The sequence below is a fragment of the Massilia sp. 05N420 genome, assembly GCF_056397205.1.
The window spans coordinates 40,647-63,788 of record NZ_JBFTMX010000030.1 but is presented as its reverse complement, the minus strand read 5'-3'; the positions used below and the strand labels follow the sequence as shown (position 1 = coordinate 63,788).

Here is a 23,142-nt window from a genome sequence, read left to right as displayed (position 1 = left end):
GGCCGCGCCCGTCGCGCGCGGCCCGCTTCCCGCCGGCGCGTTCCTGAGGCGCCGTTCGACCAGCCAGCCGGCGCCGATCAGGACGCTGCCCAGCAGCAGGAACACGAGGTTGGGCATGCCCGGGATCAGACCCATGCCGCCGATGATGCCGCCGGTGATATACATGACGATGGGACGGCCGAACAGCTGGCCGATGACCTGCTCGCCGACGTCCTTGTCGCTGGCCACGCGCGACACCACCATACCGGCCGCGATCGAGATGATCAGCGAAGGGATCTGCGCGACCAGGCCGTCGCCGATGGCCAGCAGGGTGTAGTTCTTGACCGCGTCGGCGAAGCCCATGTCGTGCTGGAGCATGCCGACGATCAGGCCGCCGATCACGTTGATTAGGGTCACCAGGATGCCGGCCACCGCATCGCCTTGCACGTACTTCGAGGCACCGTCCATCGAGCCATAGAATTCGGCTTCCATCGCCACGTCCGCGCGGCGCTGCTTGGCTTCCGCCTCGCCGATCAGGCCGGCGTTCAGGTCGGCGTCGATCGCCATCTGCTTGCCCGGCATTGCATCCAGGGCGAAGCGCGCGCCCACCTCGGCGATACGGCCGGCACCCTTGGTGACGACCATGAAATTGATGATGGTGAGGATGATGAACACCACCAGGCCGACGGTATAGTTGCCGCCGATGAGGAAGTGGCCGAAGGCTTCGATCACCTTGCCGGCCGCCGCGCCGCCGGTATGGCCTTCGGTCAGCACCACGCGGGTCGAGGCCACGTTCAGCGCGAGGCGCAGCAGGGTGGTGACCAGCAGCACCGCCGGGAAGGCCATGAAGTCGAGCGGCTTGACCGTGTACAGGGCCGTCAGCAGCACGATGACGGACATCGCGATGTTAAAACTGAAGAACAGGTCGAGTGCGAAGGCCGGCAGCGGCAGGATCATCATCGACAGCAGCAGGATGATGAGGATAGGCGCCGCCAGGGCGTTGCCGCGTCCCGCGATGCCCTGGAGCCAGGCCGGTAGTCTGAAGCCGTTCATTGCTTGATTTCCTCGATTGCTTTCTTTGTTTGTTGCTTAGTGTTTTTGCTGCGACGCCGGATTGAATGGGTCCATCTCCGGCGGCACCGGCAGCTTGTCCGGGCGGTCCGGATAGTGGTCGCTGCTGCCCTTGGTGTAGGCGCGCAGCTGGTACACATAGGCCAGCACTTCGGCCACCGCCGAGTACAGGGCTTCCGGGATCTCGTCGTCGATGTCGGCGTGCTTGTACAGCGCACGGGCCAGGGCCGGGGCTTCAAGCAGTGCGACCTTGTTTTCCTTCGCGATCTCGCGGATCCTGGCCGCGACCTCGTCGGTACCTTTGGCCACCACGCGCGGCGCGCCCTTCTGGCCGTCGGCGTACTTCAGCGCCACTGCGAAGTGGGTCGGGTTGGTCACGACCACGTCGGCGGTCGGGACGTTGCTCATCATGCGCTTGCGCGCCATCTCGCGCTGCAGCTGGCGGATCTTGCCCTTGATCTGGGGATTGCCGTCCGACTCCTTGGATTCCTGGATCACTTCCTGGCGCGTCATCTTCAGCTTGTTGGAGTAATGCCATTTCTGGTACGGACCGTCCAGCACGGCAATCGCCCCCAGCGAGCCCACCATGATCATGAAGGCCTTGACCAGCAGGCTCGTGAGGTGACCGGTGGCGGTGCCCAGCGGCTCGAGCGCCAGGCCGATCACGGCGTCCTTCTCGCTCATCAGTACGTACCAGGCCACCGCGCCGACCAGCAGGGTCTTGGCGACGGCTTTCAGCAGCTCGATCAGGGAGTTGGTCGAGACCATGTTGCCCAAGCCGTTCAGCGGATTCATCTTGCCGAAGTTCGGCATGAAGGATTTGGAGGTGAAGTTCCAGCCGCCGATCAGCAGCGGAGACACCACGCCGACCAGCATGATGGCGATCGCCAGCGGCAGGCAGGCCAGGATCACGCTGCCGATATCGGCGGTGATGCGTTCGATCAGGAGGTTCGGGTTGGTGATCTGGTCGCGGTTGAGCGAGAGGCCGCGCGCCAGCGTGCTCGACAGCTTGTTGACGACGCCGCCACCCAGCATCCACAGGACGGCGCCGGCGGTCATCAGGACGGTAAAGGTGGAAACTTCGCGCGAGCGGGGAATGTCGCCGTTCTTGCGTGCGTCACGCAAGCGTTTGGCTGACGCTGGTTCTGTCTTTTCTGCGTTGCTGCTCTCCGCCATTCCCGCTCCTGTTGCGCCGGCTGCGCTGCCGGCTTTGGTTCAGGATGGGATTATTCCAGATGTTGCCGTGAGGCTATAGAGCGAACAAGAGGGGGAAAACGCGCCTTTTCACCTTCACTATCGAGGCACGGTTAGAAACGGTGAGATTTTCTGAAAATAATTGCTGTACACTCTAGTATTGCAAACAAGTGGAAAATTGTTCACACTTTTTGCAGGGAGTTGCCGAACAGGCAGGCCTATAGTAATCAAAAGCAAGATTTCGTTGCTATAATCTCGTAGCAACTAAGTATTGCTGACCCCCTTTACTGAATCAAAAGGACTTAATATGAAAAAAATCCTCGTTACCGGCGCCATCCTGAGCCTGCTGTCGGCACAAGCTTTCGCTGCAGATGCCCCGGCCGCTGCCCAGACTACCGATAGCACTGCTGCACAGACCAGCACCGCATCGACCAACGCGACCTCCTCGGGTAGCTTCTTCGGTTCGGGCACCATCGCTGGCATGTCGACCGGCACCGCAGTCGCCATCGGCGCTGCGATCGCTTTCGTTGCCGTCGCTGCTTCGGACAACGATTCGACCATCAGCCACTCGACCACTACTCACCACTAATCGTATCGCGGGACACCTAGTCGTCCCTGCGATGTGGTTTGGTTGCAAAGAACGGCCTCTCATGCAAATGAGCGGCCGTTTTTTATAGGGATGCGAGCGCCGCTGTGTCATGATCGATATCCCGCTCCGCTGGCAAGGAGTTGCCAAGATAGTTTTTAGTGCAGAACTACAATATTCAGTTGCTATAATCTGGACGGCGACAAGTTCTTGCTGCGTCACCATCTTTATATCGCTCTAAAGGAAATCATGAAAAAAATCATCGCTGCAGGCGCCATCCTGAGTCTGCTGTCGGCCCAAGTGCTGGCACAAGAAAGCGCCGCTTCGGCTACCTCGAACGCCGGTAACGCCGCACCGGCGCAGACCGGCACTGCCGCGTCAGCCAGCACCTCTTCGGGCGGCTTCTTCGGCTCGGGCGCACTGGCTGGCGTGTCGACCGGCACCCTGATCGCCGTCGGTGCAACCATCGCGGCCATCGCCGTCGCTTCGTCGGATAACGATTCGACCACCAATCACTCGGCCACCACCCATCATTGATCGCTTGGCGGGATACGCACCTTACGTCGAGGTAATAGCAAAAATGGCTGCTTATTGGCAGCCATTTCTTTTTACGCCGAAGCGAAGCTTCGCTCAGCCAAACATCTCAGCCGCGCCGAACAGCTTACCGGCGGCATCTTTTGCCGCAAGCTGTGGCACTCCGTCGATCGGCCAGGCAACACCCACGGTGGGGTCGTTCCACAGCAGGCTGCGTTCGTGCTCGGGATACCAGTAGTCCGTGGTTTTGTAGAGGAATTCGGCCGAATCGCTCAGCACCACGAAGCCGTGAGCGAAGCCTGGCGGTACCCATAACTGTTTATGGTTTTCCGCGCTCAACACTTCGCCCACCCATTGCCCGAACGTGGGCGAAGCTTTCCTGAGGTCGACGGCAACGTCGAACACGGCGCCCTGGACCACACGCACCAGTTTGCCTTGCGGATGCTGGATCTGATAATGCAGGCCACGCAATACGCCTTTTGCCGATTTGCTGTGGTTGTCCTGCACGAAGTCGACATTCAGGCCGGTAACCTCGCGGAAATCGCGGGCATTGAAGCTTTCGAAAAAGAAGCCGCGCGCATCGCCGAAGACTTTCGGTTCGAGTACCAGGACATCGGGAATGGCGGTGGGAGTAACGGTGTAGGGCATACAGGATTTACTTCAACAGGTTTTACATCAACAAGTTCAACAGGTAATGGCCGTAGCCATTCTTGGATAACGGCGATGCCAGCTTCTGGAGATCGGCAGCGCTGATCCATCCCTGGCGGAAAGCGATCTCTTCCGGACACGCAACCTGCAGACCTTGCCGTTTCTGCAGGGTCGCAATAAAGCTCGCTGCCTCCAGCAGACTGTCATGGGTACCAGTGTCCAGCCAAGCGAAGCCACGTCCCATGATCTCGACCTCGAGCGCACCGCGCTCGAGGTAGCACTGGTTGACATCGGTGATCTCGAGTTCGCCGCGAGGGGATGGCTTGATGTYGGCAGCAATGCCGCAAACGTTATTATCATAGAAATACAGCCCCGTGACCGCATAGTGCGACTTCGGTTGCGTCGGCTTTTCCTCGATGCTGATGGCACGCTGGTTGGCATCGAATTCGACTACACCATAGCGTTCAGGATCGTGCACGTGATAGGCAAATACCGTTGCCCCGTCGTTACGGTCGTTCGCACTATGCAGTTGCTTCACCAGGTCATGGCCATAAAAGATGTTATCGCCGAGCACCAGTGCACTTGGATCGTTGCCGATGAAGTCACGGCCGATGAGGAAGGCTTGCGCCAGTCCATCCGGCGAGGGCTGCACCGCGTATTGGATACTCATGCCCCACTGGCTGCCGTCCCCCAGCAATTCCGCAAAGCGCGGCGTATCGTGCGGGGTACTGATGACCAGCACATCACGGATACCGCTCAGCATCAAGGTACTCAGCGGGTAATAGATCATCGGTTTATCGTACACCGGCATCAATTGCTTGCTGACGGCTTGGGTCACAGGATACAGCCGCGTACCGGAACCACCGGCGAGGATGATCCCCTTGCGTTTGGAATCGGACATGATTACCTCTTTAAAAAATCTGCTGCAGCACGTGCCGTACGCCTTCCTGCCAAGGCGGAAGCCGCAAGCCGAAAGTCGAACGGAACAGACTCGTATCAAGCCGCGAATTGGCTGGGCGTCTGGCTGGCGTCGGGTACTGCGGGGTGGCAAGCGGCATCACGGCGTCGGGACCTGCCTTGAGCACCTTGCCGGCCGCCAGTGCTTCACCAATCACAAAGCGGGCGTACTCGCACCAGTTCGTTTCCCCCGATGCGCTGACATGAAAGGTCCCATATGGGAACGCCGCCGCTCCCTCGCGCTGGTACTGGCGGATCAGCTGCGCCGTCAGGTCGGCCAGGAGGGCTGCCGAGGTCGGCGCACCGAACTGGTCCGCCACGACGCTCAACTGGTCGCGCTCGGCCGCCAGACGCAGCATGGTCTTTGCGAAGTTGCCGCCATGTGCTCCTACCACCCAGCTGGTACGCAGGATCAGGTGGCGCGCATGCGCTGCGGCCAGGGCGCGTTCGCCAGCCAGCTTGGTGCTGCCATACACGCTGCGCGGGTCGGGTTGGTCGGTTTCCACGTAGGCGCCTTGCTTGCTGCCATTGAAGACGTAATCGGTGGAATAGTGCACCACCAAGGCGCCCAGTCGCGCGGCTTCTTCGCCCAGCACGCCAGGCGCCTGCCCGTTCACCGCAAACGCGGTCGCATGGTCGGACTCCGCCTTGTCCACGGCGGTGTAGGCAGCGGGATTGACGATCACGCCGGGCGCGATGCGACGCACCAGTTCGCGGACTGCGGCAGCATCCGCCAGGTCGCATTCCGCATGATCGACGGCGACGATTTCGCCCAGCGGGGCAAGCGCGCGCTGTAGCTCGAAGCCGACCTGGCCATTTTTTCCGGTGACGAGAATCTTCAACTCAAGCTCCGTATTGTTTGCCGACCCACTCGCGATAAGCGCCGCTGGCGACGTTGCCTGCCCATTCTTGGTTGTCGAGATACCAGCGTACGGTCTTGCGGATGCCTGTCTCGAAGGTCTCGGCGGGCTTCCACCCGAGCTCCCGCTCGAGCTTGGTTGCGTCGATCGCATAGCGGCGGTCGTGTCCCGGGCGGTCGGTCACGAAGGCGATCTGGGTCTTGTACGACTTGCCGTCCACGCGCGGGCTGAGCTCGTCAAGAATCTCGCACAGGGTGCCGACCACCTCCAGATTGGCTTTTTCGTTCCAGCCGCCGACGTTATAGACCTCCCCTATCTTGCCAGCCTCGAGGACGCGGCGAATCGCCGAACAATGGTCCTTTACGTAGAGCCAGTCACGGATCTGCTGGCCGTCGCCATAGATCGGCAAGGGCTTGCCGCCCAGTGCATTCTGGATGCATAGGGGGATCAGCTTTTCCGGAAAATGATACGGACCATAGTTGTTCGAGCAATTCGTCGTCAGTACAGGCAAGCCATACGTATGATGGTAGGCCCGCACGAGATGGTCGCTGGCGGCCTTGCTTGCCGAATAGGGGCTGTTCGGTTCGTAGCGGTTGGTCTCGCGGAACGCCGGGTCATCCTTGCCCAGGGAGCCATATACCTCATCGGTCGAGACGTGCAGGAAGCGGAATTCCGCCTTTCCCTGCTCCGGCAAGCCGTTCCAGTACTCCCGAACTGCTTCGAGCAGGTGGAAGGTGCCGACGATGTTTGTCTGGATGAAATCCCCGGGACCGTGAATGCTGCGGTCGACATGGCTCTCGGCAGCAAAGTTCACGACGGCGCGCGGGCGATGCTCTTTCAGCAGTTGCAAGACCAGGTCGACGTCGCCGATATCGCCTTTGACAAAGACGTGCTGCGGATTATCGCGCAGGCTTGCCAGGTTTTCTAAGTTGCCGGCATACGTCAGCATGTCGAGGTTAACGAGGGCTTCATTAGATGCCGCGAACCAATCGAGAACAAAATTACTACCAATAAATCCGGCGCCACCGGTCGTTAAAATCATGTGAATACACTCCAAGTAGCTGTGTCAGGCAGAGAATGTTGCAAGATGGACGTCAGATCCACAAATTTGCGAGACTCTGCGTCCATGAAGATATTTAATAGCTGCCGCCCCAAGCCACGCTAAGCGACTTCGGCCCCGGCGCGACGGCAAAGCTCGAGCCATTGTTGCTACGCTGGGTCTGCCACAGCCAGCTGCCCATGGCGTAACCGAGCACGCCGCCGGCAACCACGTCCGACACCCAGTGCTGGCGGCCGGCGACGCGGCCCATCGAGCTGGCGGCGGCAAGGCCATACAGCCATGGGGCATCGTACTCCTGCGCGAACGGCGTCACCGCCGCGAACGCGACCGTGCTGTGGTTCGATGGGAAAGAAGCATTGGAACGGTCCGAGGTCTTGCTCCACTGTCCTTGGCCTTCGCTCGGCCGCGCACGGCCGACGATGCGCTTGGTCGCGATCGACACGGCCGCCGCGCCGGCGATCGATTCCAGCGAGATAATGCCCATGTTCTGCGCGCGCGCATCGCCCAGCGCCACCGCGCCCGCGGCAGCACCAGCCAGCAGCACCGGCATGCCCTTGCCCACGTTGTCCCAGGCGCGCGCCGCACGCGAATCTGCATGCTTATCCATGAAGCGGTCGACCGGCTTGTCGAGCAAAGCACCGCCGAGGATTGCGCCGCCGCCCAGCAGCGTGCCCTTGGCCCACTGCGGCAGGGTCGGCGTGTTCGAGAACGACTGCTCCAGGCGATAGCGGAAGATCGGCCACATATTCGGCATCGGCTGCACCGGCGGATTCACGGCCGGCAGCTTCTGCTCGTCGCGGCGCTCGGCGAAGTTGCCGAGACCGTCGTAGGTCGTCAGGTCGCGGCGTGACTGTTCGAACAGGTCGTACAGGTCGCCTGGGCTGGCAACCATCTGGCCGACGTCGCGGGTCCAGGGCGACAGGCCGATACCGGCCGTTGCTTGCGTATCCGAGGGCAGCATGATGTTCAGCGGCACCGACAGGAATACCCCCTTGTCGTTGTACGGATTGGTCGGCGTACCGGGGCTCGTGATGTCCTTGCCGTTGGTTTTGGTGTACCAGGCGCCAATTTCGACACCCGATGAGAAGCGCCGCTTGAACTCGAAACGCGCGCCCTCGTCGCGTGCCAGGAAGCGGCCGACGCGGACAGTAGCCGTGACATCGTACGGGAGCTTGTAGTGCAAGGCGCCCAAAGTTGTGACGGTCTTGTAGTCCAGCTTGTCGAACCAACCTTTGTAGCCGCGCTGCTGCAGGGCGTCGACGCTGACATCTGCGGCCCAGCGGCTGTCCTTCGGCAGATACAGCAGTTGCCCGCCCAAGCCGCGGTACATTTCTTCGTAAAAGCCCGCCGATGCACGCGCATACAAGCGCTCGTCGAGCGTCAGGTACTGGTTGACGAGCAGGCGGTTCATCTTGAAGCGCCCGCCGCGCTTGTATTCGGCGATGTCGGTTCGGACGTGCGGCAACAGGCTGTTCGACGCCTGGGTCACGCCGGAGACGTTCTCGAACAGGTCCAGCTTGAACGCGCTGTTCAGGTAAGTACCCTGCCCCAGCCGCTTGTCATAGTTGGCCGCCGCCGCCACTTCGTAACGCAGCGCGCCGCTGGGATCGTTGAAGAAGAAGGCGATCTTGGGGACGGTCTTGAAACGGTTTGCTTCCCGGTCTTCGGAAACAACCTGGACGATATTGCCGTCACGGCCAGTCTGGACTGCCAGTCCTGTGCCCTCTTCACGCACGGCAGCAAGCAGGCCCTGCTGGTCATCGATACGATCTGCCGGCGTCGAATAACGCACCGCCACGGTTTGCAGGAAAGCGTCGCGGGTTGCCAGGCCGGTCAAGTAATCGGTCAGACGCTGCAGGTCCAGGAACTCGTAGGTCGCGATCGGCTGTTCGAGCCTGGTATAGGTGATGTGGATCGCGCGCGTACCTTCGGGCGCGAACGCGAGCGCGGTGCGCGCCGCGCGGCCGACCGCGCGGCCCATGTTCGAAATGCGATTGTTGGTCAGCGTGAGCTTGAGGACGCCGCTGTCGAGTTCGACGCGCACGTTCTTGAAGTTCTGTTTGACCAGGGCCTGCGCCAGTGCCGCACCGCGACTACCGTCCTGCTGCCATTCGGCTGCGGTGACGCGCGCGGGCGCCTTCTTCGGATCGAAAGGCGCCGGCTCGTATAGCTTTGGGATGAACTCGCGCTCGGAGAACGGAATGCTGACGTAGGCGTTGGCGCTAAAGTGGTCGCGGTGGCGGGCGACCTGGGCACCTAGCCAGCCCCAGCGGTATTCGAGGCCGACAACTGGGCCTTTCTTGTGTTTAGCGGCACCGGTGAAAGCGGATTCGAACTCGGCCTGATAATTGGTCGCATCATACTCCGCAGACAGGGCGAAGCCGCGCATGGTCGGCGAATACCAGCGCAACCCGGCAAAGGCTCCGTCTGGACGGTCCTTGCCGAAACCGACGCTGGCTTCCAGGTTACGCAACTCTCCAAACGACTTGGTGGCCACGACATACCGACCTTTGAACAATCCGGTACCTTGCAGGTCTTTGATACCGACTGCCACCGCCGGACGCCATTCGGTCTCCGTCAACAGCTGGATCTTTGCATCTGCAACCTTGTCCTTGTAACGCCCGTATCCCTTCCAATAAGGATTGTCACTAATGTTTTCGAACTGGGGCGTGCCACTGATCGCAATGTAACGCCCGGTAAGCTGGAGAAATGGCAACAGCGTCGTACTAGCCCAGAAGTTGCTGTACGGCGTGTCTCCGCTATAACCGACCGAAAACGTGCCGTCCGGCTCGACGATGGCGTTCGGCATGTTGATGTAGCCGGACTGTCCTTGGTTGTTCGGCGTCGCTGCAAGCACCGGGCTGCAGATGATCAGATACCCGCACCAAGTGTATTTGATGGAGTCACGTAATGCTGTTATCAAAATAATTAACCGATAAATGGTGAAGGCGAATCCTGCAGGTCCACACGAACAGGACTGGTCGATTCATTAGCTGGCGCATACAGCGGCGACGTGCGCGCCGCATCGCTGGTGATTACGCACACATCTTGAGGTAGGTTTCGGAAATGCGGTCCCGGCTATAACGCTGACGCAGCTCGTCGCGCTCCATCGGCTTTCCATCCTCTGCGTTGAGCAGCTCGGCCAGCGCTTTAGCGTTGGTGAAGTAACTAGCGTGTTCGCCAACCGTCGAGTGATGGTAGACAACGTCGAGGCAATACATATGGCAATCGTAGTAAACCATCTCGACCAGCGAAGGATTGGTGCCGCCAACCGAATGCCCGTGAATGTAGGAAGAGCAGGTTTCACGGTAAAATGCGAGTTGCTGCGGGTCGTAGATCGGATCGAGCAGGTTCAAGCGCGGATTGTCCGCATATTTCTTGCGCAGAGAGGTACCATATTCGCTGCGATCCCAGTTCCCGATGATAGTGTAGTTATGGTGTTTCGACTCGAGCACGCCTTGGATCAGCATTTCGATATTGTTTTCGGGCTCGATGCGGCAGATCGTCAGCGCGGCATGCGCTTTGCGTTCCGCACTGCTCAGCCGGATCACGTGGTCACCAGGATAGGCCACACAGAAGGTCTTGCGTGGAAAGTGTGGTTCGAGCGCATCGCTGTCGATAATCACTTTGTGCGCGAAACGCTGTGCGAGGTAGTCCAGAAGGCGCAGGAACAAGCGTTTCGGCTTCGAAAACTTCCCACGCTTCCACTCGACGCCGTCGACATTCACCAGCAGGCGCTTGCCGGTCAGGCCGCACATTAAACGGAATAGCGGAAACCATAAGCCGCCAGACACACCGAGAACCACGATGTGCGAAGAACGCGCGAACACGGCGAAAAAGCCCAGTAGATCGTGCAGCAGCGACGCCGCACCATTTGCCGGACAATTCAGGAATACGCGATCGACGCCGTTATAGGCGCCTTCGGCGTCCGGATAGGCGGATTTGTCGCACGTGACAGTGACTGATTCGGCGCCCTTCAGCATGAAAGGGGTCGTATGCTCGAGGAAGGCCTCAAAACCGCCGTAACGGTTCGGAATACCGACGCTGCCGATAAATGCGATGTGGGGAGATTTATTGTCGGAACGCAAGATGGTAACCTTTCAACGTCATGTCAGCAGCTTTCTGCCAAGTGAATTCGTCGCAGATTCGGCGCTGCAGGGCCAGATTGCGCGGGGCTTCCAGCGCGGCTACCACGGCCTGTCGGATCGAATCGACCGACTCGGGATCGCAATAATACGCGTCGTTCCCAAAATAATCGCGGGTATCGCCTTTTTCGGTGATTACCAGATTGCTGCCCATAGCCCCTGCTTCCAGCGAAGACAGGCCAGGGGTTTCCATCCAGCTGACCAAGGCATGGACTTTGGCCGCTGTGTAGTATTGCGCCAGCTGGTCGTGCGGGATCTGGCCCAGGAAGAACACGCGGTCGTTAGCTTCGCGCTTAACGGCTTCGTAGTATCCGGCATGGTTCGGCGCAGGCTTACCGATCAATACGAGTTTTACCGGCAAGTCGCGCACGGCGCGCACCAGCTCCAGCTGGCATTTGCGGCCTTCGATGCGGGCCGCACTCAGCACGCAGCCTTCGAACTTGCGCACCTCGTCCGACATCGTCACGGTGTCGGGATTGAAGACCGCCGTGTCGACGGCGTTTGGCACCACGACATAGGGCTTGGTGCGGGATGCCTCGAAATCCGCATGGACTCGCCGCATCTCGCTCTCCGAGTTCGGCAGGAATACATCCGATAGGTCTGCCAGCCGCGAACACTGGGTGCGGTAACCTAGCGCGGCCACCAGCATGCTGCCACGACTGAACTCGCCGTTCGCCACCGCTCGGGCCAAGACCTTCAAACGCTCGACCTGCCATGGAGACAAGTTACGGCTGACAAGGCCGGCCAGTCCCGGCCGCGCTTTGCGCTCATATTCCGTGTACAGGCCATAGATCGTGGATAGGGCCACGCGACGACCCTGCTTCTTGGCATTTGCAGCCTGCACATAGACTTCCTGCGGGCGCATCAGGTTGAACAGATGGACCAGGTCATAACCGGCAAGGGAAGGTTCGAGTTCGGTCGAGATGTCGACGGTGACGCCGCGCGCGCGCAACGATTCTGCGGTCTTCATCAACTGCACGGTGTCGCCGCCTGGCACGCTGAACAGCGTCGAGCGGGATTGGAAAAGTACTTTCATCGTATTCAGATATGCTGGTCAGGATTCCAGTGCTTCGCGGATGCGTAAGCTGGCCCGGCCATCGCCGTAAGGATTGTGAGCTTCCGCCATACGTGCATAAACGGCAGGATTGTCGAGCAATTCGTTAACGCCGCTGACGATACGGTCGGGATCAGTGCCGACCAGGCGTACCGTGCCTGCTGCCACCGCTTCCGGACGCTCGGTATTGTCGCGCATGACCAGCACCGGCTTGCCGAGCGAAGGCGCCTCCTCCTGGATGCCGCCAGAATCGGTCAGCACGATATCGGCGCGCTTCATCAGGTAGGTGAACGGCAGGTACTCAAGTGGTTCGATCAGCTTGACGTTGCCGTTGTCTCCCAACAGCCGGCGGACCGGCTCTTGGACGTTCGGATTCAGGTGTACCGGATAAACGATTTCCAGATCCTGGCGCTCGGCGAGAATCGCCAACGCGCGGCAGATGTTCTCGAAACCGCCGCCGAAGTTCTCGCGGCGATGCCCGGTCACCAATAGCAGGCGCTTGCTGCGGTCGAGGAAGCTGAAACGCTCTTCCATTGCCCTAATCTGGGCCTGGTCAGTTTCCAGGCGACGCACTACGTCGAGCAGCGCGTCGATGACGGTGTTGCCGGTGACACAGATCGTTCCGGGTGCAACGTTTTCTGCCAGCAGGCTGTCGCGCGAAGTCTGCGTTGGTGCGAAATGCTTGGTGGCGATGCGTCCTACCAGGCGGCGGTTCATTTCTTCCGGCCATGGCGAATAGATGTCGCTGGTACGCAGGCCAGCCTCGACGTGGCCGACCGGAATACGGGCATAGAAAGCCGCGAGCGCCGCCGCCATGGCTGTTGTCGTATCGCCATGGACCAGTACGATGTCGGGGCGGCAGTCGGCCAGCACCGGACGCATCTCGGTGATCACGCGCGCCGTGATATCGGACAGATCCTGGCCCGCCCGCATCAGGTTCAGATCGTAGTCAGGCGTGATGTCGAACAGCCGCAGCACTTGGTCCAGCATTTCACGGTGCTGGGCAGTGACGCAAACCTTGACGTTCAATACGTGGCTGCGGCGTAAGGTGGCAACCACCGGCGCCATCTTGATCGCTTCGGGGCGGGTGCCAAATACAATCAGTACAGTTTTCATTCTTAGGAACTCTTTACGGCTCAATTCAATTAATAAAATTACGGTTCGACACGCTCTGTTCCGCGGATTCCGGATTCGCATAGGAAAGCAGCAGCAGTGCCAATATCGTCGTGACTTGCGGTGAAAACAGAACGTGTCCAGCCATGAATGCGTGGCCGAGTACGCAGATGATCGCCAACCCGACGTCTGAGGGAAGTTTGCCTACGTTCGAGCGCTTGATCAGTTGCCAGACGGTGTAACCATAGAGGACAGTCCCTATCAGACCATATGCGGCAAACAGATCGAAGAAATCCATTTCGAACGTTGTACCTTCGCCGGGCAACAACTGCAAAGGTGCCACCGATATTTCACGCATGAAATGCTCGCCGGCCCCGAATAGGTAAAACAGGCCATTCATATCGTGGTCGAGCAATTGAGGAAAGATCGCGTCGATATAGTTTTGGCGGCCGCGGAACAGGAAGGAAACGATACCGCCGTCGAACAGGGACGAGAAAAATGTAGTGCGTGCGAATTCCTGGATTGCATCCAGGTTCGCGACGACCGCGCGTGCAGTAAAAAGCACAATCGCGGCCAAGCCAACCCATACCAGCAAGCGTGTGGCGGCATTTCCTTTTTTGAATCCGCAGATTGCCGAATACACCGCGACGCAGGTCGAGATCAATGATGACTTGGTAAAAACATAGACTCCCGCAAGCGCATACGTCGCCATTGTGGCAAGACCGGAAAGCAGGACACTCCTGCTTTTGGCTGTCAGCCAATACAGCAGGAAAGGCTGGGTCAGGATCAGCATCAGGCCAACTTCGTTAGCACCGATCATGAATCCTTTGCCGCCTTCCATCTCGATTCCGCGACCGCCAATAGTTCCGCCAAGTCCGGTCACGCCCCCTAGTAGCAGCGAAACGAGCACCAGGACACCATACAAGAATACGCTTTGACGAAAATCGCCGTTCGTCAGTTTTCCCTTCTCGAATTGCGCCTTCAGGTAAGCGTACAGCAGGGGGAAATACAAGAGCTTCATGGTTGCGCCGCCCTCGACCGAAAGGATGCTCTGTTCGGGCGCGCGTAGAAAATCGACCAGCAGCCGCGCCACGAAATACAACAACACAACCGACCAGAGCAGCATTTGGCGCGGACGGTTAGCGGAAGTTACCGCCAGGTGTCCCAGAAGGAAGACGACCAAACAGGCGCGCAACAATAGTGAAGCCGGAAAGAAACTCTGCACCAGTCCGCCAAACGTATCGACGACCGCCAGCATGAAGATCAGGTAATGGACATGACCGCGCTTTCCAAAGGTGCCGTTTACGGGAAGCCCAGTCGCTTGTGATCCGGAGCCGGTCATTGGATACCGATGTACTTCACGAAATGGTCGACATGGCGCTCGAGCGAATAAAGTTCGAGTACCGATGCGCTCGCGCGGACCTTGTCCTTCATCTCTTCAGCGCGGGCATCGACCGCCGCGAATACCGCAGCCAAGGCTGGGATCTCGCTTTCCTCGACGAACGCAGCTTGGCTATCGTCCAGCACCTGCTTGAATATGAGCGAGTCCCATGCAATGACGAGACGTCCCGCGCCGATGAGTTCGAGCAGGCCGTTCGAGACGCCGCCGCCGCCCGACTGTTTCGAGTACGTCAAGCAGACCCCGGCATCGATCGTCTCCAGATAACCCAACATGTTTTCGTTGGCGACCGGCCCAAGGAACCTGACTTGCTCCGGATATTTCGCGCTGAACTCTTCCGCAAGCGGCCGCAGGGGCCCGTCTCCAACGATATCGAACACGATATTGCCTGACCCGGAACCAGTGGAGAGGTAATACGCGATCGCCTCGAGATAAGCGCGCAGGCCTTTTTCCTCGCTGAGCCGGCCGATGTACGATACGACCTTGCGCGGCGACGAAAACGCTGCCCGCTTGACCGCCGCATATTTGGCGATGTCGAGTGCGTTGGGGATTGCTTCGACGTGCCGTTGCAACAACGCTTCATAGAATAATTTCGTGTCATGACCATTCGAAATGACCTTATCCGCGCTGCGCAAGAACAGCTTTTCGAAACGGCAGATCAGATCGCGCATGCCACCAGCGTGCCGGTGGTTGATCTCTTTGGACCAGACGCCACGGATCCATGCGACCAATACCCCCGGTCGCTTGGACAGTATCCGTTGCAGCGCCAAGATCGCACCTTCGTAAAAAGTACCGATTGCCAAAACATAGTGCTTTTGCCCAGACTGCGCGCGAAGTTTGCCAATCACGCTGGAGCAGAACATCAGGATCCGATGCAGGGAGCGGAACTTGCCGGCACCGACTGGCAATCTGGTTTCGATGAAGCGTACGCCGGGGTTCTCAAAGGCGCTGATCTTTTTATGCACATCGGTGCTTTCGTCTGCAATGTAATAGACGTCAATCGACGAGAACCGTCGCGATTCCACCAGTTTTGGCAGCACATTGTTCAGCCAGGTTTCGCGCCCGCCACCATGGCTGAGCAATGCGGAGAACATGACAATGCTTAATTGAGAACTGCTCATAAAATAACCGCGCGCTTCAAAAAGTGGGCTTTAAGTGAATCTGAACCGCTGGCACGCCAGCCACCGTCGAATAATCAGTCGTGCTTCGGGTAACGACCGAGCCGGCGGCTACCGTACAGCCCTTTCCTATCGTTACGCCCGGCAGGATTATGGAACGAGCACCAATCCACGCGTCGTCCTCGATCACGACCGGAGCATGCGTTTCGCCCTGCCGGAAATACGTCCTCTCCCGCTCGTTCCAAACGTGATTCGAGGTGAAAATCATCACGCCAGGTCCCATCAGCACGCGTGACCCGATCGACACCGTATCCAGACAACTGAGGTAGCAGCCAAGGCCGATGCCGGAGTTGTCGCCGATGCTCAAGTTGTGCGGCGCACCGATCTCTGCGTTTGCGAGCACGTTCACGCCATTGCCGCAGGAATGCGCGAGCCGGCGTAACAGGAATACACGCACCCGGCAACCGAATGAGGAACGCGCGCTGCCCGGAATGAACTTGGAAGCCTGGAACAGGCCAAGCCAAACCTTCCTGATCAGCCGGCTCATGCGGGCAATGCCTGTTCACGCATGACAGAATTGATCAGCTCGATTTCTTTCTGGATTGTTGCGGCATAGTCGGTTCGCTTGCGCATTGAGTACGCGGAATTCTTAGATTTCGACAAGAACTTCGGCTCGTCTTCCGCCAGCTCAATCATCGCCTTCACCATGTCATCAACCGAATCACAAAGGTAACCCTCCAACGGAGTCAGGTATTCGGGGATTGCTGTATTGTTCGACGCAATCGGCACAAGGCCGCTGGACATTGCCTCGCACATGGAGACACCTTGCGCGTCCTGGCGCGTCGGGCATAGAAAAATCCCGTGCGCTGCGTGCAGCTCACGGATTTGCTGATGATCCAGACTTCTGTTCACCAGTTTGACGTTGTCAAAGCGGATTCGCGAAGTCAAGGGTTCCCAGAGCTTGCCGGAACCGACCACCGTGAATTCCAGTTCTTTAAAACGAGGATACGCTGCATGCAGTTTTTCGATCGCTGCCACTGCCAGGTCGTTTGCATATTTGGCGGAATTGAAAGAACGGATGAGCAGGAATCTCTTGTTCATCCCTTCAGTTTTCTGCCGATACGCGAAAAACTCGTCGTCGATGAAGTTCGCGATGATATTCGAATACTTCGGTGTGACGCCTACATCTGACTCCGCTACGTCACGCATCCAGTTCGATACGAACACGAAGCGGATCTTGCCTTTGACCTGGTTCGAGCGCCGGAACAAATACGCCATCGCGGCACGCTGCCTATGGTTTGAAGCAATATACCGCAGGAAACCACCCAATCCCAAGGTTTTCAGGTAAAAAAGACGACGGCGCCACGACAAGGCTTCCTCGCCGTGGATCCAAACCAACAGTGGAGCAGCGCTCAGGTCCGGCAGGACGCGGCACAAATGAGCCTGGATAAAATGTGCAAGCATGACATCGGGCTTGAAACTTGCCAAAAGTGCAGGCAGGCTCTCGCGCGAATGATGCTCGATACGAACACCACCGAGCTCGTAATTATCGGTGGACGAACTATGACGTGCGAGCTTTACAACAAGGATCTCAGCACCTGAGAACGTCTTCAAATATGATTCCAGCCTGAATCGAACAAAGCTGTCGGCATATCCCGGCCCTGGCTTAGGATAATTGTCGCAGAATACTAACAGCCTCATCAGGTCCCCTTCTTGGCGGCCTTGCCACGCAGGCGCTGCAACATGTTGCTGGCGAAACTCCAGAGGCCGACCTCAGAGGAGTAGGCATCGTGAGGAATGCTGGGACGTTTTAAATAAGTTTGCAGGTCAAGGTCGGTCCAACCCATCTTTTTTAGGAAGTATTGTCGGTCTTCCGCCAATTGCGCTTCATCCGGATACGCGATCTTTTCCAGATCCAGCAGGGCCTTGTCACGGTTCATCTGGCCGGAGGCGACGAGCGTACCGAGGTGCAGTTTGCGCTTGTCCACACCGAATTTGTTCGGCAAGATGTAGCCTTGATAGAAACGGGTAAAGATCGATTCGTAATGCTTATAAGGGTAAGGCTTATAGCCGTACTTTTCCTGCAGCTCGCGCAAGACATCCGCTTTATTGTAGGGCATCAAATCCAGAATCGAGGTCCAGCGAATGCCATTCATGAAACGGAAGCGGAAAAAGTCAAAAGTCCCGATAGAGGGGAAGCTGCGGATGCGTACGTTGCCAAAACGCTTGCCGATTGACTTGATGTTTTTTTTATCGAACTTCAACCAGTTCCAGCCTTCGGGCATGCGCATGCCTTCCGTCGCGGAATTTGTTCCTGCGAGAATATAGGTTATGCCGTTACGAGCAGCTTCGCGGTAATTCACCGCCAACGCGGCATTATCGTAGAGCAGTTCCACATCGATGACATCGGCATCGAAAAATGCTTGCATCAATTTGCGATATTCATGCCAGTCGATGACTGTCGTGTGCAGGTCAACTCCGAGACGCTGTACCAAAGTGGCGATGTTATGCTGTGCCAGCTCCGAATTCCAGCCGTTGTCCATGTGGACAGCCAGCGGGCGAAGGCCGAGCTTGACTGCCTGCACCAAGACCCAGGAACTGTCCACGCCACCCGAAACGCCGATGATACAGTCGTATTTCTTTCCGGCGCCTTGCTGTTTTACTTTGGCCACCAGTTCTAAAAGTTTGGTCTGTTTGACCTCGGGCCGTTCGTACAGTACATGATGGCATTGCTCCAGGTATTCGGAACAGTAATTACACACGCCAGCAGCGTCGAAAGAAATATTCGGAACGCTGCTATCCATGATGCAGCGCGCACATACCTGCTGTGCTGTGTTCATTTATTTACTCCAATAATTTTTTCCAATTCCTCGTATTGAGGATAGGTAATCAGCACGGCACGGTGCGGGCCGTAAAACACGAACATTGCGCCGGCTGCAACGGCGGCGGCACCGGCTTCGATAGCTGCGCGAAAATCTTCCAGCCTAGCCGCGCCGCCTGACGCGATGACCGGTACCGGCACCAGCTTCGAAGCACGCTTTACCAGTTCGAGATCATAGCCGGACAATTCGCCGTCGCGGTCGACAGCGTTGACGACCACCTCACCAGCCCCCGCTTCCACGCCGCGGCGCAGGAAGTCGGTCCAGTCTTGGGAATCTGTTTTCCTTGATCTGGACTGGTATAGCTTCGGACGGCGCAGCCAATCGCGCTTGACGTCAACCGACAGCACGATCGCCTGGCTGCCATAACGGTTGGCGATCTGGGTGATCAGGTTCATGTTGTCGAACGCCGCCGACTGGATGCAAACTTTCTCGACCCCACAATCGAAAATGCGCGCTGCCATGTCCAGTGAGCGCACGCCGCCGCCATAGCACAAGGGCATGAAGCACTCGCCGGCAATTTCGCCGATGAGTGCGTAGTCCGGCTCCTTGCCGCGTTTGGAAGCCTGGATGTCGAGGACGATCAGCTCATCGACCTCCTTCTCGTTGAAAATCCGGATCGCATTGACTGGATCACCGACATACTTCGGATCCTTGAACTTGCGGGTCTTGACCAGGCCGCCATCCTGTAGCAACAGGGTTGGAATGACGCGATTACTGATCATTGTTCAACCTTACGAATTTCGTCATGATGGCCATGCCAAAGCGATGGCTCTTTTCGGGATGGAACTGTGCGCCGAACAGGTTATCGCGCGAAAAGGCAGCGACGAAGGTGTCACCGCCATAGGTGGCGGTTGCAGCGATATCCGATTCGTCATTGCAGGTCACACGATAGGAATGAACGAAGTAATAGCGGGTTCGCGGCAAGGCGTTGTCCATCAGCGGATTGGGATTACGGATGTCCACCACGTTCCAGCTCATGTGCGGCACGGGTACGCCGGCACCTTCGGGAAAAGCGAACTTCTTTACGTCGGCATCGATCCATGCCAGTCCCCGTGCGCTGCCTTCGTCACTCCGATTGCACATGAGCTGCATGCCCAGGCAGATGCCAAGGAAGGGAATCTTGCGCTGCAGTGCAGCCTCGTTCAGCGCTTCGATCAGTCCGAGCTGTGCCAACTGGCCCATACCGTAGTCAAATGCACCGACACCCGGAAGTATCAGCTTTTCGGCGCTGGCGATATCGGCAGGCGACGAGACACGACGTGCGCTGCCACCTACCTTTTCGATCATGCGGATCACCGAGCCAACGTTGCCGGCTCCGTAGTCGATAACTGAAATCATATTTGCCTTTAAGGTTCAATCGCTTCGGCGAAAGGTCCGGAAGATGCCGGTGCGGCCTGCGCCTTGTTCCGCAGGAGATCCGTCAGCATAGAGGTGAAAAGGCATCGGTTCCGGACAATGAAAGAGATTGCGAGGATGTTCCATAGCGCCACCCAGAAGGCCGCATACCGCGCACCGGTCAACGCGAACGCGACGGCAAGGAAGACCAGTGCACCCATCGGGACATATAACCTTCCGCGGCGCATCGGTGCCCAGCTGCGCATCGAGGCTTCCGAGCGCAGAACGTAGACGGTAAAAAACGACAGCGCGGTCGCGACAGCAGCGCCGGCAGCGCCCAACGCAGGGATGAGCAGCAGGTTGCCGGCCAGGTTGACGGCGCAGCCGATGACGGATGCAAGCATCACGCCCGAGGTCTTACGGGCGATACCAGAGCCAATGCCAGTGACCTCGGAGCTTGCATACAAGACTGGCGGCAGCATCGCCACGCAGATCAGGTACTGCACCTGGTTGTAGGTAGCCGGCAGGATGTAGCGCAACGTCCAGCTGAAGGCGCCGGCCCCAAGGATGATGACGATCCCGAGGGTGACGATCTTGTGGGCGATCTGCTCGATCCGCGGCACACAGTCCGGCTCGCCAGCCCAGCGGTAGGCGGTCGGAATCCAAATTGTAGTGAACAGCACCGACAGGGTACCGGCGACGGCGGCGATACCGGCCGCAACCGAGTAAGTGCCCAGCTGGTCGAAGTTACTCAGCATCCGCAGCAAGACCTTGTCCATGGCTTCCAGGCCCCAGAAAGCCAGGCCCGATACCATCAATGGCATGCCATAGCTGACCAGGCCACTCAAGGCGATGGGATCGCCAACGGTTTCGACCGGCGCGCGGCTCCAGCTATGGCGCGTGTTGTAAGCAAAGATCAAAGTCGCGCTAACGATGCTCACCACATGCGCACCCAGCAAGTGGGCGAACGAGCGGTTGGGCCCGGCGAAGTGAATCGCCAACAGCGCGGCCACGAACAGCAATTTCGGAAGCAACTGGCTCATCGAGAAGGCGAATCCGCGCTCTTCCATCCTGAGCACCAGCGAAAAGTAGCGGGAGCAGAACGACGCGGTGATGGTCAGCAGTGCAACGTAGGCCAGTGCAGGTGTGTCAAGGCCAAATACGCCCCGCGCGACCCATCCGGGCACGCAGCCAACCAGCAAACCACCGCAGCCGAGCAGCAACAGCAGGCCCGGCGCAGTTGCTTGCCAGAATAGCCGGAAACGGTTACGAGTCTGGTGAAATTCGCGCAGGTAACTCTGATCGAGCCCAAGCCCGAACAGGATGATCGCCAGGCTGGTCAGCGTCTGCAGCATCGCCATACGGCCGATGTCGGCCGCGCCGAACATCCAGGTGGATGCCGGCAGGCTGATGAATCCGAGCGCGGCCGCACCGATCGGCCCTACCGCAAACCCCAACACAGCACTACGTTTCATAGGTCAGGCCTGCATGTCCCGATCAAACGCGCTGAACGGCGGCAACCGCCTCGGCAATCAGCTGGAGGGTTGCATCGTCGAGGTCGGCCGACATCGGCAGGCTCATCACCTGCTTGGCGAGCGCCTGTGCAACCGGCGTATGGCCGAGTACCGAATTCTTGGAATATGCCGGCTGCTCGTTCAGCGGGATCGGATAATGCACCGCGGTCGGTACACCGCGGTCGGCCAGGGCTTTCTGGACGGCCTCGCGGTCATCGACAAAAATCGAATATTGTGCGAACACACTAGTGCGGTCGCCACGCTGCTGCACGCGGCGCGCGCCGATCTCGTCCATTGCACGGTTATAACGCGCACCGATCGCCAGACGTTGCTCGACCTCCCAGGCGAAACGGTCCATCTTGGCCAGCACAACAGCGCACTGGATGGTGTCCATGCGACCGCCCACGCCGACGCGAGTGTGGACGTAGCGCTTTTCCTGGCCATGCACGCGGATCTCGCGGCAGGCCTTTGCGATTGCGTCGTCGTTGGTGAAGATCGCACCGCCGTCGCCGTAGCAACCAAGTGGCTTGCTAGGGAAGAAACTGGTGCAGCCGATGGTCGACAGGTTACAAGACTTCTTGCCCTGGTAGTCAGCGCCGAAGCTTTGCGCCGCGTCTTCGATCACGGGAATGTTGCCATGGCGCGCAGCCAGGGCGTTCAGTTCCGCCATATCGGCGGGCTGGCCATAAAGGCTCACCGGCATGATGGCCTTGGTGCGCGGCGTGATTGCCTGCTCGACCTTGGCGATATCGATGTTGCCGGTGTCGGCTTCGACGTCGACGAAGACAGGCGTGGCGCCAGCGAGTACGATCACTTCGGCGGTGGCGGCGAACGTGAATGCGGTCGTGATCACCTCGTCGCCGCGGCCGATGCCGAGCGCCATCAGGCTGATCAGGAGCGCTTCGGTGCCACTGGCGACCGTGATGCAATGCTTGGCGCCGCTGTACTCTTCCAGGCGCGCCTCGAGTTCACGGACTTCCGGCCCCATGATGTACTGTCCATGGTCGAGCACGCGGTTGATGCGCGCCTGCACGTCCGGCTTGATGGCCTCGTATTGTTTTTTCAGGTCGATAAAGGGAATCATTGGGACAGACACGTGCATTCTCCGTTTTCTAATTTATAGATATTACCGGTTTCCGGACAGACAGCTTCTCCTGTCCCTTCCATTGGCAGGTCGAGGCGAACGCCGTGACGGCTCATCCAGCCGACCTGGCGCGCCGGAACGCCGACCATCAAAGCGTAAGGCTTGACGTCGCGATTGACCACGGCGCCGGCGCCGATGAAGGCGTACTCGCCAATCGTTGTGCCGCAAACGATCGTGCTGTTGGCGCCCAGGGTCGCCCCCTTCTTAACGGTCGTACGGCGGTACTCGTCCTTGCGGGTCACCGCCGAGCGCGGGTTGTAAACATTAGTGAACACCATGCTTGGTCCGCAGAACACGTCATCCTCCAGCGTGACGGCGTCATAGATGCTGACGTTGTTCTGGACTTTGCAATTGTCGCCAATAACGACATCGTTACCGACGAACACGTTCTGCCCGAACGAACATCCCTTACCGATTTTTGCCTGCCCGCAGATGTGCACCCAGTGCCAGATTCGCGTGCCTTCACCGATTTGCGCACCGGCATCGACGATGGCGCTGGGGTGGACTGTAAATGCTGTCATATCCGATCCGTTTATGTCGAAATGTGGG

22 protein-coding genes are annotated in these 23,142 nt (G+C 58.7%); 2 read left to right on the top strand and 20 right to left on the bottom strand.

All coding sequences use genetic code 11. The features are described 5' to 3' along the window. The coding region (locus AC1DIX_RS18905) for an FHIPEP family type III secretion protein (protein WP_477326472.1) at nt 1-1,032 on the bottom strand (1,032 nt) is incomplete at its 3' end. Nucleotides 1,033-1,068: 36 nt separating this feature from the next. Beyond that, a complete protein-coding gene (flhB, locus tag AC1DIX_RS18900; RefSeq protein ID WP_477326470.1) occupies nt 1,069-2,226 on the bottom strand; it encodes a flagellar biosynthesis protein FlhB in 1,158 nt (385 codons plus the stop codon). Between the two features lie 325 nt (nt 2,227-2,551). Here flhB and AC1DIX_RS18895 point away from each other — a divergent pair, with 325 nt between their 5' ends. Next, a complete protein-coding gene (locus tag AC1DIX_RS18895) occupies nt 2,552-2,833 on the top strand; it encodes a hypothetical protein (RefSeq protein ID WP_477326468.1) in 282 nt (93 codons plus the stop codon). A 246-nt stretch (nt 2,834-3,079) separates the two neighbouring features. Next, on the top strand, nt 3,080-3,367 hold the full coding sequence (locus AC1DIX_RS18890) for a hypothetical protein (RefSeq protein WP_477326466.1): 288 nt from the start codon (nt 3,080-3,082) through the stop codon (nt 3,365-3,367). A gap of 93 nt (nt 3,368-3,460) precedes the next feature. On the opposite strand, the gene rfbC is transcribed toward AC1DIX_RS18890, so the two are convergent. From rfbC to AC1DIX_RS18800, 18 genes are all read right to left on the bottom strand, one after another. Beyond that, a complete protein-coding gene (gene rfbC, locus AC1DIX_RS18885) occupies nt 3,461-4,012 on the bottom strand; it encodes a dTDP-4-dehydrorhamnose 3,5-epimerase (protein ID WP_477326464.1) in 552 nt (183 codons plus the stop codon). 22 nt (nt 4,013-4,034) lie between these two features. Further along, the gene (gene rfbA, locus AC1DIX_RS18880) at nt 4,035-4,913 is read right to left on the bottom strand and encodes a glucose-1-phosphate thymidylyltransferase RfbA (RefSeq protein WP_477326462.1); all 879 of its coding nucleotides are present in this window, start codon (nt 4,911-4,913) and stop codon (nt 4,035-4,037) included. A gap of 10 nt (nt 4,914-4,923) precedes the next feature. Next, nucleotides 4,924-5,811: a dTDP-4-dehydrorhamnose reductase gene (rfbD, locus tag AC1DIX_RS18875; RefSeq protein WP_477326460.1), complete on the bottom strand. Its 888-nt coding sequence runs from the start codon at nt 5,809-5,811 to the stop codon at nt 4,924-4,926. Nucleotide 5,812: 1 nt separating this feature from the next. Then, a complete protein-coding gene (gene rfbB / locus AC1DIX_RS18870) occupies nt 5,813-6,871 on the bottom strand; it encodes a dTDP-glucose 4,6-dehydratase (protein WP_477326458.1) in 1,059 nt (352 codons plus the stop codon). 94 nt (nt 6,872-6,965) lie between these two features. Then, nucleotides 6,966-9,746 (bottom strand): YjbH domain-containing protein, encoded by a 2,781-nt coding sequence (locus AC1DIX_RS18865; RefSeq protein WP_477326456.1) that lies wholly within the window; start codon nt 9,744-9,746, stop codon nt 6,966-6,968. A 178-nt stretch (nt 9,747-9,924) separates the two neighbouring features. Beyond that, complete coding sequence (locus AC1DIX_RS18860) at nt 9,925-10,977, bottom strand: DUF1972 domain-containing protein (protein WP_477326454.1); 1,053 nt, start codon at nt 10,975-10,977, stop codon at nt 9,925-9,927. Then, nucleotides 10,961-12,070, bottom strand: a complete 1,110-nt coding sequence (locus tag AC1DIX_RS18855) for a glycosyltransferase family 4 protein (protein WP_477326452.1) — start codon at nt 12,068-12,070, stop codon at nt 10,961-10,963. The genes AC1DIX_RS18860 and AC1DIX_RS18855 overlap by 17 nt, the downstream gene beginning before the upstream one ends. Nucleotides 12,071-12,088: 18 nt before the next feature. Then, entirely contained in the window at nt 12,089-13,204 is a 1,116-nt protein-coding gene (wecB, locus tag AC1DIX_RS18850; RefSeq protein ID WP_477326450.1) for a non-hydrolyzing UDP-N-acetylglucosamine 2-epimerase, read from the bottom strand. 25 nt (nt 13,205-13,229) lie between these two features. Then, entirely contained in the window at nt 13,230-14,543 is a 1,314-nt protein-coding gene (locus AC1DIX_RS18845) for a hypothetical protein (RefSeq protein WP_477326449.1), read from the bottom strand. After that, the gene (locus AC1DIX_RS18840; protein ID WP_477326447.1) at nt 14,540-15,694 is read right to left on the bottom strand and encodes a glycosyltransferase family 4 protein; all 1,155 of its coding nucleotides are present in this window, start codon (nt 15,692-15,694) and stop codon (nt 14,540-14,542) included. The genes AC1DIX_RS18845 and AC1DIX_RS18840 overlap by 4 nt, the downstream gene beginning before the upstream one ends. Before the next feature lie 43 nt (nt 15,695-15,737). Continuing rightward, complete coding sequence (locus tag AC1DIX_RS18835; RefSeq protein ID WP_477326445.1) at nt 15,738-16,265, bottom strand: acyltransferase; 528 nt, start codon at nt 16,263-16,265, stop codon at nt 15,738-15,740. Then, nucleotides 16,262-17,419: a glycosyltransferase family 4 protein gene (locus AC1DIX_RS18830; protein WP_477326443.1), complete on the bottom strand. Its 1,158-nt coding sequence runs from the start codon at nt 17,417-17,419 to the stop codon at nt 16,262-16,264. The genes AC1DIX_RS18835 and AC1DIX_RS18830 overlap by 4 nt, the downstream gene beginning before the upstream one ends. Beyond that, nucleotides 17,419-18,558, bottom strand: a complete 1,140-nt coding sequence (locus tag AC1DIX_RS18825; RefSeq protein WP_477326441.1) for an N-acetyl sugar amidotransferase — start codon at nt 18,556-18,558, stop codon at nt 17,419-17,421. The genes AC1DIX_RS18830 and AC1DIX_RS18825 overlap by 1 nt, the downstream gene beginning before the upstream one ends. Beyond that, nucleotides 18,555-19,322 carry an AglZ/HisF2 family acetamidino modification protein gene (locus AC1DIX_RS18820; RefSeq protein ID WP_477326439.1) on the bottom strand — a complete coding sequence of 256 codons (768 nt, stop codon included), beginning with the start codon at nt 19,320-19,322 and terminating at the stop codon, nt 18,555-18,557. Before AC1DIX_RS18820 ends, AC1DIX_RS18825 begins: the two co-directional genes overlap by 4 nt. Further along, nucleotides 19,312-19,938: an imidazole glycerol phosphate synthase subunit HisH gene (gene hisH / locus AC1DIX_RS18815; protein WP_477326437.1), complete on the bottom strand. Its 627-nt coding sequence runs from the start codon at nt 19,936-19,938 to the stop codon at nt 19,312-19,314. Before hisH ends, AC1DIX_RS18820 begins: the two co-directional genes overlap by 11 nt. An 8-nt stretch (nt 19,939-19,946) precedes the next feature. Further along, nucleotides 19,947-21,410, bottom strand: a complete 1,464-nt coding sequence (locus tag AC1DIX_RS18810) for a lipopolysaccharide biosynthesis protein (protein WP_477326435.1) — start codon at nt 21,408-21,410, stop codon at nt 19,947-19,949. Nucleotides 21,411-21,432: 22 nt separating this feature from the next. Then, entirely contained in the window at nt 21,433-22,530 is a 1,098-nt protein-coding gene (locus AC1DIX_RS18805) for a DegT/DnrJ/EryC1/StrS family aminotransferase (RefSeq protein WP_477326474.1), read from the bottom strand. Then, nucleotides 22,530-23,114, bottom strand: coding sequence for an acyltransferase (locus tag AC1DIX_RS18800; RefSeq protein WP_477326433.1), 585 nt, complete (start codon nt 23,112-23,114; stop codon nt 22,530-22,532). The genes AC1DIX_RS18805 and AC1DIX_RS18800 overlap by 1 nt, the downstream gene beginning before the upstream one ends. Between the last annotated feature and the right edge of the window lie 28 nt (nt 23,115-23,142).

What these genes read in the sequence shown, in the direction of transcription:
- flhB (WP_477326470.1), bottom strand. Translation starts at nt 2,226, where the DNA reads ATGGCGGAGAGCAGCAACGCAGAAAAGACAGAACCAGCGTCAGCCAAA.
- AC1DIX_RS18895 (WP_477326468.1), top strand. Translation starts at nt 2,552, where the DNA reads ATGAAAAAAATCCTCGTTACCGGCGCCATCCTGAGCCTGCTGTCGGCA.
- AC1DIX_RS18890 (WP_477326466.1), top strand. Translation starts at nt 3,080, where the DNA reads ATGAAAAAAATCATCGCTGCAGGCGCCATCCTGAGTCTGCTGTCGGCC.
- rfbC (WP_477326464.1), bottom strand. Translation starts at nt 4,012, where the DNA reads ATGCCCTACACCGTTACTCCCACCGCCATTCCCGATGTCCTGGTACTC.
- rfbB (WP_477326458.1), bottom strand. Translation starts at nt 6,871, where the DNA reads ATGATTTTAACGACCGGTGGCGCCGGATTTATTGGTAGTAATTTTGTT.
- AC1DIX_RS18855 (WP_477326452.1), bottom strand. Translation starts at nt 12,070, where the DNA reads ATGAAAGTACTTTTCCAATCCCGCTCGACGCTGTTCAGCGTGCCAGGC.
- wecB (WP_477326450.1), bottom strand. Translation starts at nt 13,204, where the DNA reads ATGAAAACTGTACTGATTGTATTTGGCACCCGCCCCGAAGCGATCAAG.
- AC1DIX_RS18845 (WP_477326449.1), bottom strand. Translation starts at nt 14,543, where the DNA reads ATGACCGGCTCCGGATCACAAGCGACTGGGCTTCCCGTAAACGGCACC.
- AC1DIX_RS18840 (WP_477326447.1), bottom strand. Translation starts at nt 15,694, where the DNA reads ATGTTCTCCGCATTGCTCAGCCATGGTGGCGGGCGCGAAACCTGGCTG.
- AC1DIX_RS18835 (WP_477326445.1), bottom strand. Translation starts at nt 16,265, where the DNA reads ATGAGCCGGCTGATCAGGAAGGTTTGGCTTGGCCTGTTCCAGGCTTCC.
- AC1DIX_RS18830 (WP_477326443.1), bottom strand. Translation starts at nt 17,419, where the DNA reads ATGAGGCTGTTAGTATTCTGCGACAATTATCCTAAGCCAGGGCCGGGA.
- AC1DIX_RS18825 (WP_477326441.1), bottom strand. Translation starts at nt 18,558, where the DNA reads ATGAACACAGCACAGCAGGTATGTGCGCGCTGCATCATGGATAGCAGC.
- AC1DIX_RS18820 (WP_477326439.1), bottom strand. Translation starts at nt 19,322, where the DNA reads ATGATCAGTAATCGCGTCATTCCAACCCTGTTGCTACAGGATGGCGGC.
- hisH (WP_477326437.1), bottom strand. Translation starts at nt 19,938, where the DNA reads ATGATTTCAGTTATCGACTACGGAGCCGGCAACGTTGGCTCGGTGATC.
- AC1DIX_RS18810 (WP_477326435.1), bottom strand. Translation starts at nt 21,410, where the DNA reads ATGAAACGTAGTGCTGTGTTGGGGTTTGCGGTAGGGCCGATCGGTGCG.
- AC1DIX_RS18800 (WP_477326433.1), bottom strand. Translation starts at nt 23,114, where the DNA reads ATGACAGCATTTACAGTCCACCCCAGCGCCATCGTCGATGCCGGTGCG.